This is a genomic window from Ruminococcus callidus ATCC 27760, from assembly GCF_000468015.1.
In the GTDB taxonomy this organism is placed as follows: domain Bacteria; phylum Bacillota; class Clostridia; order Oscillospirales; family Ruminococcaceae; genus Ruminococcus_C; species Ruminococcus_C callidus.
Genome location: NZ_KI260296.1, coordinates 76809 through 87753 on the forward strand (window position 1 = coordinate 76809; position 10945 = coordinate 87753).

Below are 10945 nucleotides of genomic sequence, written 5' to 3' on the forward strand. Positions count from 1 at the left end.
AGAACGTGGAACATCAGAATCCTTTTTCCTATGCGGAATTCCTGCGGATCTTTGAACATGACGACTGGTTTTTGATTGATGAAACGGTGTTTTATCTGGACTATGCTCCGGACGAAGAATATTATTTGGGTTGCCTTCGGGAATACGAGGAACCGTATTGGGCAGGGTACTGCGATATTTCGGAGGACGGCTGTTTTCGTACAGCTTCGGCACTGTTGAATGCAAAAATTTTTCATGGGCGATCTGTCAAAGAACGTTGGGAAAATGTGAGATTTTTTCAGATCGGCGGGATTCCCGTGGAAACATGGCTGGAACTGTATGAAGAAGATTTGCCGAAAGTGGAACGGGAATCGCGAATCGAAGAACTGTACGGGGAATTTTTGCTGTGGAACTGCGGGTTTCATTCCAGTGAAACTTATTTGTCCATGCTGGATACGCTTCTTTTGGAGTACCCCGAAAACGCCTTACTGCTGAAGCTGAAAAAATTTTCTGAAAGCCGCAAAGTCACTTGTCGTTTGTTTCTGCACCACTGGAACTATGAGAGCGTGTCTGCCGGACGTGCGGATTCTTCCAGTTATGCTGCTTTTGGGAAATATCTGTTTTCCGCATTGCAAAAGCAATATGAGGGAAGCCAATTTAACCCTGAAACATACAGCATCGGCTGCTTTTGCCTATGGCATTACCTGCCGGAAGCGGTCAAGGCAAAAGAACCGTTTTCTACGCTGTGCCGCGTGAAAACGTACTGGGACCGCAACGATACACAAGCTTGGAAATTGCTACAGCAGGCGTTTGCATTTTATGATTCAGGCAACACTGCATAACGCTTGTGAGCAAGATACGTTGTCAGATTGCGTGCAAAGCCTGTTGCCTGAAACACGTTTTGTGAATGGAGGAACAGTATGAAACATTGCAGGATTCCGATTCAGCGGATTCGCCCCGCGGCATTGCATTTTATGAGAGAAACGGGTTCCGTCTGACTGGAGAAAAAAGAATCGAAGATGAAGTTATTTCGCTGCTGAAAATGGAGCGTGTCACAGAATAAAAAGGAGAAACACATATGACCAAAAAAGAACGTGCCCTGCTGGCGGTGCAGACGCTGGAAGAAGTTTATCCGCAGGCAACCTGTGCACTGCAATATGAAAAGCCCTATGAACTGCTGATCGCGGTGCGGCTGTCGGCACAGTGTACCGATGCAAGGGTAAACCAGATCACACCAAAACTGTTCGCAGCTTATCCCACACTGGAATCACTGGCGGCGGCAGACATCGGCGATTTGGAAGAGATCGTCCGTCCCTGCGGCTTCTATCACATGAAAGCCAGGAGCATCAAGGAAATGTCTGCCCAGCTGCTGCTGCACTTCGGCGGCGTGGTGCCGGACAATATGAAAGATCTGCTTTCCCTGTCCGGCGTGGGACGCAAAACTGCAAACCTGATTCTCGGCGATGTCTACGGCAAGCCAGCAATCGTGGCGGATACCCACTTTATCCGGATCACCGGACGGCTGGGACTGACCAAATCCAAAGACCCTGTACAGGTGGAAAAAGATCTCCGCCCGCTGATCCCGCCGGAGCGTTCCTCGGACTTTTGTCATCGGGTGGTGTGGTTCGGCAGAGATACCTGCCGTGCACGAAAGCCCCGGTGCAAGAGCTGTCCCATGGCGGCATTCTGTCCCTCCCGAAGCGAGTAAGGGCGAGTTCCGCGACAGTCGGCAGGGGAAATGTTGCGGAATGCACAGAGAATCTGCTTGAAAATGAATTGCACTTTGTGAAAATATTTCAAAATCTATTGACAAGCAGAGTGGTTCGTGCTATACTAGTTATTGTATATTTCGATGAAAAGGCGGTAAGTCAATGGGCATTTTTAGTAAAGTATTCGGTTCGTACAGTACCCGTGAACTGGCACGTATTGAACCGCTGAAAAAAAAGGTTCTGGAGTTGGACGAGGAGTATCAGGCACTTTCTGATGCAGATCTGAAAGAAAAGACCAATGAATTTCGGGAACGTCTGGAGGACGGCGAATCGCTGGAAAGCATGGAGGCAGAAGCACTGGCAACCGTGCGGGAAGCTGCATACCGTGTTCTGGGCAAAAAACCGTTTCCGGTACAGATCATCGGTGCCATTGTCCTGCATCAGGGACGTATCGCCGAGATGAAAACCGGTGAAGGTAAAACACTGGTAGCCTGTGTGGCTGCATATCTGAACGCACTGACAGGCAAGGGCGTACACGTTGTTACAGTCAACGACTATCTGGCAAAGACACAGTCGGACGAAATGGGCAAGGTACTGCGGTATCTGGGCTTGACTGTCGGCTGTATTCTCCACGGTCTGACCAACGACCAGCGTCGTGCGGCATATAACTGTGATGTTACGTACGGTACCAACAACGAATTGGGATTTGACTACCTGCGTGACAACATGGTCATCTATAAAAAGGATAAGGTACAGCGGGAACACAACTTCGCGATTGTGGACGAAGTGGACTCCATTCTCATTGATGAAGCCAGAACCCCGCTGATTATTTCCGGTAAGGGCGACAAGTCTACTGCTCTGTACGGCGTGGTGGACAAGTTCGCCAAGACTCTGACCGCTGCAACTGTCGTAGAAATGGACGACAAGCAGGATCAGGAAGAAGTCAACGAAAACGCCGACTACATTGTAGACGAAAAGTCAAAGACTGCAACCATTACCCGCCGCGGTGTCAAGAAGGCAGAGGAATATTTTGCAGTCGAAAACCTGATGGATCCGGAAAACATGACCTTGTTGCACCATGTCAATCAGGCACTGAAGGCAAACGGTGTCATGCGGAAAGACATTGACTATATCGTAGAGGACGGCGAAGTTGTCATCATCGACGAATTCACCGGTCGTAAGATGCTGGGCCGTCGTTTCAATGACGGTCTGCATCAGGCAATCGAAGCCAAGGAAGGTGTAGAGGTCGCACAGGAATCCAAGACGCTGGCAACCATCACATTCCAGAACTACTTCCGCCTGTACACCAAGCTGTCCGGTATGACCGGTACTGCAATGACAGAGGAAGACGAATTCCGTGAGATCTACAAGCTGGACGTTATCGCGATCCCGACCAACCGTCCGGTACAGCGTATCGACCACACCGACCTGATCTACCGCACTGAAAAGGGCAAGTATAAGGCAATCATTGAGCAGATCGCTGAGTGTCATGAAAAGGGACAGCCGGTTCTGGTAGGTACCATTTCCATTGAAAAATCTGAACTGCTCTCCAGCATGCTGAAACGAAAGGGCATCAAGCACGAAGTCCTGAACGCAAAGTATCACGCAAAGGAAGCAGAGATCGTTGCACAGGCTGGTAAGCTGGGTGCAGTTACCATTGCCACCAATATGGCTGGTCGTGGTACGGATATTATGCTGGGCGGTAATGCCGAATTCCTCGCCAAGGCAGAAATGCGGAAGCGGGAATATCCGGAAGAAATCATTACAGAAGCAATCGGCTATGCAGATACAGACAATCAGGAAGTGCTGGACGCAAGAGCCGTATATCAGGAACTGTACAAACAGTTCGGCGAAGAAGTCAAGGAAAAGGCACAGGCAGTCAAGGAGGCTGGCGGTCTGTATATTCTGGGTACAGAACGTCACGAATCCCGCCGTATCGATAACCAGCTGCGTGGTCGTTCCGGCCGTCAGGGTGACGAGGGTGAAAGCCGTTTCTTCCTGTCGGTAGAAGATGACCTGATGCGTATTTTTGCCGGCGATCGTCTGGAAAACATGATGCGTACATTGAACGTGGACGAGGATACCCCGATCGAGAGCAAGGCTCTGACCAAGATCATCGAGTCCTCCCAGAGAAAGGTAGAGGGACGGAACTTCAATATCCGTAAGAACGTCCTGAACTACGACGACGTTATGAACACCCAGCGTGAGATCATTTATAAGCAGCGTGCACAGGTACTGGACGGCGAAGACATTCACGACAGCATCCTCAAGATGTTCGAGGAACTGATTGCCGGAACTGTAAAGCAGTACATCAACGAAGAAGAAACCGATCACAACCAGTGGAATCTGGTTGGTCTGCGGGATCACTTCCTGGGCTGGATCACAGAAGAAGGCGATCTGGAATATGATGAAACCGATCTGGCAGGTCTGACCACTGCGGACATTACCGAGGCTCTGACTGAAAAGGCAAAGTCTTTGTATGCTACAAAGGAAGAAGAATTCGGCTCTGAAGTAATGCGGGAACTGGAACGCGTTGTACTGCTGAAGGTTGTCGATACCAAGTGGATGGCACACATCGACGATATGGACGAACTGAAAAAGGGTATCGGTCTGCGGGCATACGGTCAGCAGAATCCGGTTGTCGAATATCGTTACGAGGGCTTCGAAATGTTCGATGCAATGGTAGATTCTATCCGCGAGGACACTGTCCGCATGCTGCTGACAGTTCGCCTTCAGAAGAATCAGGCTCCGGAGAGAGAACAGGTTTCCAAGCCGGACGCTCCCAATGCAGGAGCAGGCGACGGCAGCTTCGGCGGTCAGCGTCGCAGTGCAAAGAAGAAGTAAGAATATTTCGGGAAATGCGGCACACAATCTGGTGAAAGTGTGCTGCCCTACCAAATAAGCAAACGAAAACAGGGGGACATGGCATTCGCTGTGTGCCCTTGTTTTGTGTGGAGGTGGATTCATGCAGGAAACGGGCTATGAAACATTTTCGTTTTACTATGATGCCCTGACGGAAAATGTCAACTATCCGGCACGGGCGGCGTATCTGGACGGACTGGTGCAGAAGTACAAACAGTCTGCCGGCAAAGTCATGCTGGATCTGGCATGCGGCACCGGCACCATGACAGAAGAAATGGCAGAACGTGGCTATGACATGATCGGCGTGGACTATTCCGAGGGCATGCTGGGGCAGGCAATGGAAAAGAAAATCGAAAAGCAGCTGCCGATCCAGTATGTTTGTCAGGACATGCGGGAACTGGAACTCTATGGCACCGTTGATGCCGTGATCTGTACGCTGGACAGTCTGAACCACCTGCCGTCGTTTGAAGATGTCACAACGGTGTTTCAGCGTGTGTGGGAATCCACGGAAACCGGCGGTGTGTTTGTGTTCGATATGAACACGCTCTATAAGCATCGGGAACTGCTGGGAAATCAGGTCTATGTCTACGAAACAGATGCGGTTTACTGCGTCTGGGAAAACGCGTTGTGCGAGGACAACTGCACCGTGGAGATCACACTGGATCTGTTTCAGCTTTGTGCAGACGGTCGCTATCGGCGGACAGAGGAGCAGATCACCGAGCGTGCTTATGCACCGGAACAGGTGCAGGCGGCACTGGAAGTCATTGGATTTCACGTGCTGGGCATTTATCATGCAGATACAGAAGAACCACTGCATTCGGACAGCGAACGCATGGTGGTTGTGGCGAGAAAGGAAGCATAAACAATGGGAATTCTGAAACGTGCAATTGCAAAAGATGCATCAGTCGTGGCAACTGCGGTAGATGCCACGGATATTGTCGCAGAGATCGAAAAGATTCATCAGACATCTGCGGTAGTTACGGCGGCACTGGGGCGGCTGTCCATTGCGGCAAGTATGATGGGCTATGACCTGAAGAACGAGAACGATACTGTCACCCTGCGTGTCAAGGGCGGCGGTCCGGCAGGCATGCTGGTAGCTGTGGCAGACAGTCGGGGAAATGTCAAGGCAGACGTAGATCAGCCGGTGGTGGAACTGCCGCTGAATGCCAAGGGAAAACTGGACGTTGGCGGTGCCGTAGGTACAGACGGTACGCTGTCTGTGGTAAAAGATTTGGGGCTGAAAGAGCCTTATGTGGGCATTGTGCCGCTGGTGTCCGGTGAGATCGCCGAGGACGTGGCACAGTATTTTGCCACTAGTGAACAGACACCTACGGTTTGCGGACTGGGCGTGTTGGTGAATCCGGATCTGACAGTCAATGTTGCCGGCGGCTTCCTGATCGAAGTGCTGCCTTTTGCCAGCGATGCCTGCATTGATACCATTGAGAAAAATCTGAAAACACTGCCGCCGGTAACCACTATGATGACACAGGGCATGACAACGGATCAGATCGCTTTGCGGCTGCTGGACGGACTGGAACCGAACCTGCTGGACGAGGGCGAAGTGCACTACCAGTGCGACTGCAATCGGGAACGAACCGAGCGTGTCCTGAAAGCACTGGGCGATCAGGAACTGACACAGCTGATCGCAGAAGGGGAACCGGTAGAGGTTAACTGCCATTTCTGCGGCAAGAAGTATACGTTCACACCAGAAGAATTGCAGCAGCTGCGGGACGAGGAGCCGGAAGAATAACGTTTCTCTAAGGCAATACCGCACAAAGACGTGTCTGGGAAAGGATAAGAGCATGCGGAACTGGAAAAAAATCGTGGGATTGCTTGTCGTTATGGCAGTGTGGCTGGGATTGATGTGGCGGCTGTCCACCGCAGACGGAACGGAAACGCTGCAGGACAGTATGCGTTTTGCCCGAAAAATCGGCAGCTGGATCTATGAATCTCCTACTGTACAGCAGCTGAACCATCTGAACCTGCTGCTGCGAAAACTGGCACATGTTTTCCTGTATGCGATACTGGGCGGCATGATGGCTCTGCTCTGGCAGCTGCTTCTGGAACTGCATCGAATCGGGTGGCGTATTCTGGGGGCGGCAGCTTGCAGCACGACAATTGCGTTTTTGGACGAACTGCAAAAAATCCCGATTGCCGGACGGCACTTCGACCTTTCGGAATCGCTGCTGAATGCCGGCAGTGCCCTTGTGGTCATTCTGCTGTTTTTCGGAATTGCCGGACTGCTTTCCCGGAAGAAGTCAACTTCATAATCTGAAACCAAAAGCATTGGAATTGCAAAAGTGATTTGCGGTTCTGATGCTTTTTCTTTTGTGAAAATTTTCAAAAAATACTTGAATTTTCGGCTTGCATTTTGTATAATATAATGGAATTCAAATGCTTTTCAACTTTTGAGGAAGAAAGGGTCGATTCAGTATGGAAACACAGGAAGCTGGTTTAAAAACCGTGGAAAATGCGTATATGGAATCCAGAAGAATCCTGCGGACACCCTCGGCATTGGCACGGGAGGCTCTGCTGTATGTGCAGGAAATCGGAGAAATGACCTGCAAAGAGCCGCGTCAGAACTGGCGGAATTCGTTGGATTCGTACCTGCTGATTCTGGTGGAAGAAGGCTGCGGAACAGTTACCGTCGGAGAGGAAACTCTTGCCCTGCAAGAGGGGGACGTGGCGTTTCTGGACTGCCACCAACCCTATTCTCATTGCTGTGATGCCAGAGAACCGTGGAAAATCCTTTGGGTACACTGGAACGGACAGGTAATGCCACATTTATACGAGGTCTTTCGGCAGCGGAATGTTTCAGTTGTTCTCGGCGGTGCAGCAGACTGGGTAGAACCTGTGCTCCTGCGTTTGGAATCTATTGCAAGAGAAGAAGCACCGGATTATGAACTGTATGAATCCGAGTGCCTGACTCAGCTGATGACGCTGTTGCTGACCAAAAAACCGGAACGCGGCGGGCATGCTTCGGGGGAAACACTCCAGAAATGGGAACAAATTCATCAGTATCTGGAAGAACACTTTGCAGAAAAAATCACACTGGAGGATCTGGGAAAGCGTTTCAGTGTGAGCAAATACTATATGCTGCGTGGATTCAAACGGCGGTACGGCGTAACGATCGTGCAGTTTATCAACCAGTGCCGTATGAACTACGCCAAAAACGAACTGCGATTTACAGATAAGCAAATCGACACTATTGCAGAAGAGTGCGGCATACACGATTCCAGTTATTTCAATCGGATTTTCCGTACCACAGAGGGGATTTCTGCCGGAGCTTATCGGCGGCAGTGGCGGAACTAAAACATAAAAACAAACGGGCTGCGGCAATTGCTGCAAGCCCGTTTTTGTATACACACCAAAAAGAAAAGGACTGCCCTGCAATGGGACAATCCTTTTCCTTTATAATAGGAGTGTAGAAAATATCAAAATGGCATTACTGAGGATTTACCGGCAGAGAACTTATCAGCTGTACCAGGAACTGGAGCAATGTAGTTGCATCATCGCCGTTGATCTCGCCGTTGAACATGCAGTCTGCGTTTGCAGTAGCCTGTGCGTTCAGGTCTACCTGACCAGCTGCCTTCTTGTTCAGCAGAACCGCATCTGTAATGTCTACCTTGCCGTCCAGATTGACGTCGCCGTAGAGCGATGCACCGATAACCGGAACTTCGCCGCTGTTGCTGGCTGTGGTAGAAGCCGCAGTTGTTGTGGTTTCATCAGTGGAAACAGCTGTCGTATCCGAGGAAACATCAGTATCGGATTCGGTGGTTACGACTGTGGTTTCTGTATCGGCAACAGTTGTTTCTGCATCGGAAACAGTTGTTGCTTCTGTTACGGTAGTTGTTTCTGTATCAGAAACAGTTGTTGCCTCTGTTGTGGTTTCTTCAGAAGAAACTGTAGTAGTTGTTCCAGAGGACTCTGTAGAAGTGCTGCTGCTTTTTGGAAGATATGCTCCAGTCAGCTTGACGTTGGAGGATTCCAACGTATCGCCAGCACCATTAGCGACCCACCAGATCTGTACTTGTGCATTCTTCTGCTTGATTGCTTCATCGGAGATCTTCTTGATCATGTCGGCATCAGTAACTTCGTCCTTGCCGTTGTTGTAGGTGATATTATACGGTTTGTCCAGTTTTGCAGTGACCTCGTCAGTGGAGTCCAGATCCCATTTGTAGTTCAGCCAGTAATCCACGCCGTCTACATTAGCAGAAATACCGATGCAGCCGTTTGCTTTTGAAACGTCATCGCTCAGATCGAATGTCAGATCCACGCTGTTACCAATGGACTGTTTGAATGAAATGTTGTAATTGCCGCTGTCAGCCACGATCTTTGCAGCTTCTCCCTTGCCTTCCGGTACGGTAGTTGTGGTAGTAGGCTGTGTGGTGTGGCTGGGCTTGGTGCCGGTGCCCTGCTGACCATTGCCGTACAGGTCGGTCGGCAGTTCGTCCAGTGTAATGCAGTAGTCACTGGTGTACATTTCCTTCAGGTCGTCCTTTTTGTTGAACAGTTCATTTGTCAGGAAGTTGGTGCTTTCGCTGCCGCCGTCATACCACGGGCAGAAATACAGCCAGCCAGCCTTTTCCGATACCAGATTGTTCAGCGTCGGAATGCTGTCGTTTTCAGCCATAGCTACCATCTTCTTGCAGTTGTACTTCTGCATAATGGAGTAGAAGGTACTGCTGATGGCACTGTCATTATGTGTCAGAACTGCACTGCCGGTAGACCAGTCTGTGCAGTTGTACTTGTCATAAGCCACGATGTCTACATATTCATCGCCCGGATACCAGTTTGCGGAAGTGTCATATGCATAACTGTTCCACTCCCAGATCAGGTTGTGCAGACCGTACTGTTCGGTCAGGGTTTCATAGGTGAGGATCCACAGTTCCTTGTAAACAGCGGAGCCTTCCTTGCCCCACCAGAACCAGGAACCGGTTTCACCGCCGCCGCCTTCTGCTTCATGCAGCGGACGGAAGATCAGCGGAACGTTTGCGTCCTGCAATTTCTGCAATTCTGCTGCCAGACCTTTCAGGCAGAGCATATAGTATTCCCGTTCCTTTGTGCCTTCTTCCAGAATCTTGGACGGCTCAAAGTCGGTTTCCTTCGGAACATAGGTCGCATTTGCCCAGTCTACCTTATCGCCGATGTTGTAGCTGGAGAAATCCTTCGGTACAGTGATGTGCCAGGAAGAGGTTGCGATACCCTGATTTTCCGAATAGGGGTTGTTGTTGACCCACTGAATGATGCGGTCTGTAGTGCCGTCTTCGCTGCCGTACAGCGGGTTGCAGTTCAGATAGTCAAAGCCGCGGATTGCCGGATATTTACCGGTGGTGTCGTTGATGTACTTGAACTCATATTCAAAATCGTGGGGGCCATACTTGTAAATTTCCTGCTGTCCGGAAATGATGTGCTTTCCGTAGACGCTGGACAGATACTTCATCAGGCTGTCCGCTTCTTTGGTTGCCGCCGGATCGCTGCAGGTGGTGTCACTTGCGGTGATGTCCGGCAGAGTAGCTTCTTCTACAGTGAGATAGTCGAAGTTGGTCCAGCCCCAGCTGCCCTTAATAGCAATGGTGTTGTCACCGGCAGTCAGCTTGACAGTACCCAGATCCAGTTCTTTCCACACGCCTTCTGCGGTAGATGCAAAGCTGCACTGTCCCTGATCGACACCGTTGACATACAGGTTCTGGATCTTGTCGCCATAAGGAGCAGAATAGCTTACCTTTACCGTGTACATACCGGTTTTTTCTGACGGAACAGTGAGAGAAATTTCATCACCGCCGGTTTTCAGAAAGACATAGCTGCCGCCGGAAGCGTTGCCGTCATCGGTTTTTACTTCCGCGTCACCGGTGAGCTTACCGCTTTCAAATTCGTACTTGGTAGCTGCTGCACCAGCTTGCAGAACACTGGACAGTGCCAGACAGTTGACAGACATTACGCCGGCAACTGCGGTAGTCAGTGCTCTTTTGAGGTTTTTCTTCATAAATCTGATCTCCATTCTGCTGCGTTCAGCAAGAACGCTGGTTTCATTGCTGCCGCAGTGCATTTTCTTTTTATGTTTTCATAGTGATAAAGTACAGATTCGGAGCCGCCCAGCGATGCGACTGTCCACGTTTAATGCTTATTATATCACAAGTATTGTGCAATGTCAATAGTCCTTTCTGTACATTTCCAGAAAAATTTATGCACATAGAGATTGTCCTTCACGGCAATATAAGAATGTTCTGAAAAGATTATTGAAAAAAATAATGCCTTGGCTCTCCGCAGAGGATTTTTGTAAAGCTATGTGAAAAAATGATGAAAACAGAAAAAGGAAGTGGAAAAAGGCTTGCTTTTCCCGCCGTGGTGTGCTATACTATAGGCAATACCACACAAAGAGCGTCTGGCGACTT

Annotated in this window: 9 protein-coding genes; 8 read left to right on the plus strand and 1 reads right to left on the minus strand. The window is 49.9% G+C overall.

What is annotated here, in order from left to right; translation table 11 throughout:
• Positions 1-5 precede the first annotated feature (5 nt).
• From RUMCAL_RS16110 to RUMCAL_RS01570, 8 genes are all read left to right on the plus strand, one after another.
• Positions 6-821 (plus strand): hypothetical protein, encoded by an 816-nt coding sequence (locus tag RUMCAL_RS16110; protein WP_021680662.1) that lies wholly within the window; start codon positions 6-8, stop codon positions 819-821.
• 65 nt (positions 822-886) lie between these two features.
• Positions 887-1042 carry a GNAT family N-acetyltransferase gene (locus RUMCAL_RS15270; protein ID WP_021680663.1) on the plus strand — a complete coding sequence of 52 codons (156 nt, stop codon included), beginning with the start codon at positions 887-889 and terminating at the stop codon, positions 1040-1042.
• A gap of 15 nt (positions 1043-1057) precedes the next feature.
• Complete coding sequence (gene nth / locus RUMCAL_RS01545; RefSeq protein ID WP_021680664.1) at positions 1058-1687, plus strand: endonuclease III; 630 nt, start codon at positions 1058-1060, stop codon at positions 1685-1687.
• Between the two features lie 163 nt (positions 1688-1850).
• Entirely contained in the window at positions 1851-4532 is a 2682-nt protein-coding gene (secA, locus tag RUMCAL_RS01550; RefSeq protein WP_021680665.1) for a preprotein translocase subunit SecA, read from the plus strand.
• A 121-nt stretch (positions 4533-4653) separates the two neighbouring features.
• The gene (locus RUMCAL_RS01555) at positions 4654-5412 is read left to right on the plus strand and encodes a class I SAM-dependent DNA methyltransferase (RefSeq protein ID WP_021680666.1); all 759 of its coding nucleotides are present in this window, start codon (positions 4654-4656) and stop codon (positions 5410-5412) included.
• A gap of 3 nt (positions 5413-5415) precedes the next feature.
• Entirely contained in the window at positions 5416-6300 is an 885-nt protein-coding gene (gene hslO, locus RUMCAL_RS01560) for an Hsp33 family molecular chaperone HslO (protein WP_021680667.1), read from the plus strand.
• Between the two features lie 52 nt (positions 6301-6352).
• The gene (locus RUMCAL_RS01565; RefSeq protein ID WP_021680668.1) at positions 6353-6820 is read left to right on the plus strand and encodes a VanZ family protein; all 468 of its coding nucleotides are present in this window, start codon (positions 6353-6355) and stop codon (positions 6818-6820) included.
• A 163-nt stretch (positions 6821-6983) separates the two neighbouring features.
• Positions 6984-7862: an AraC family transcriptional regulator gene (locus RUMCAL_RS01570; RefSeq protein ID WP_021680669.1), complete on the plus strand. Its 879-nt coding sequence runs from the start codon at positions 6984-6986 to the stop codon at positions 7860-7862.
• A gap of 133 nt (positions 7863-7995) precedes the next feature.
• Here the strand turns inward: RUMCAL_RS01570 and RUMCAL_RS14275 are convergent, their stop codons facing one another.
• Positions 7996-10536, minus strand: coding sequence for a glycosyl hydrolase (locus RUMCAL_RS14275; protein ID WP_169725975.1), 2541 nt, complete (start codon positions 10534-10536; stop codon positions 7996-7998).
• Positions 10537-10945 lie beyond the last annotated feature (409 nt).

Bases quoted from the DNA above. Each gene is read 5' to 3' on its own strand.
- secA (WP_021680665.1), top strand. From the start codon at position 1,851: ATGGGCATTTTTAGTAAAGTATTCGGTTCGTACAGTACCCGTGAACTG.
- RUMCAL_RS14275 (WP_169725975.1), bottom strand. From the start codon at position 10,536: ATGAAGAAAAACCTCAAAAGAGCACTGACTACCGCAGTTGCCGGCGTA.
- nth (WP_021680664.1), top strand. From the start codon at position 1,058: ATGACCAAAAAAGAACGTGCCCTGCTGGCGGTGCAGACGCTGGAAGAA.
- RUMCAL_RS01555 (WP_021680666.1), top strand. From the start codon at position 4,654: ATGCAGGAAACGGGCTATGAAACATTTTCGTTTTACTATGATGCCCTG.
- RUMCAL_RS15270 (WP_021680663.1), top strand. From the start codon at position 887: ATGGAGGAACAGTATGAAACATTGCAGGATTCCGATTCAGCGGATTCG.
- RUMCAL_RS01570 (WP_021680669.1), top strand. From the start codon at position 6,984: ATGGAAACACAGGAAGCTGGTTTAAAAACCGTGGAAAATGCGTATATG.
- RUMCAL_RS01565 (WP_021680668.1), top strand. From the start codon at position 6,353: ATGCGGAACTGGAAAAAAATCGTGGGATTGCTTGTCGTTATGGCAGTG.
- hslO (WP_021680667.1), top strand. From the start codon at position 5,416: ATGGGAATTCTGAAACGTGCAATTGCAAAAGATGCATCAGTCGTGGCA.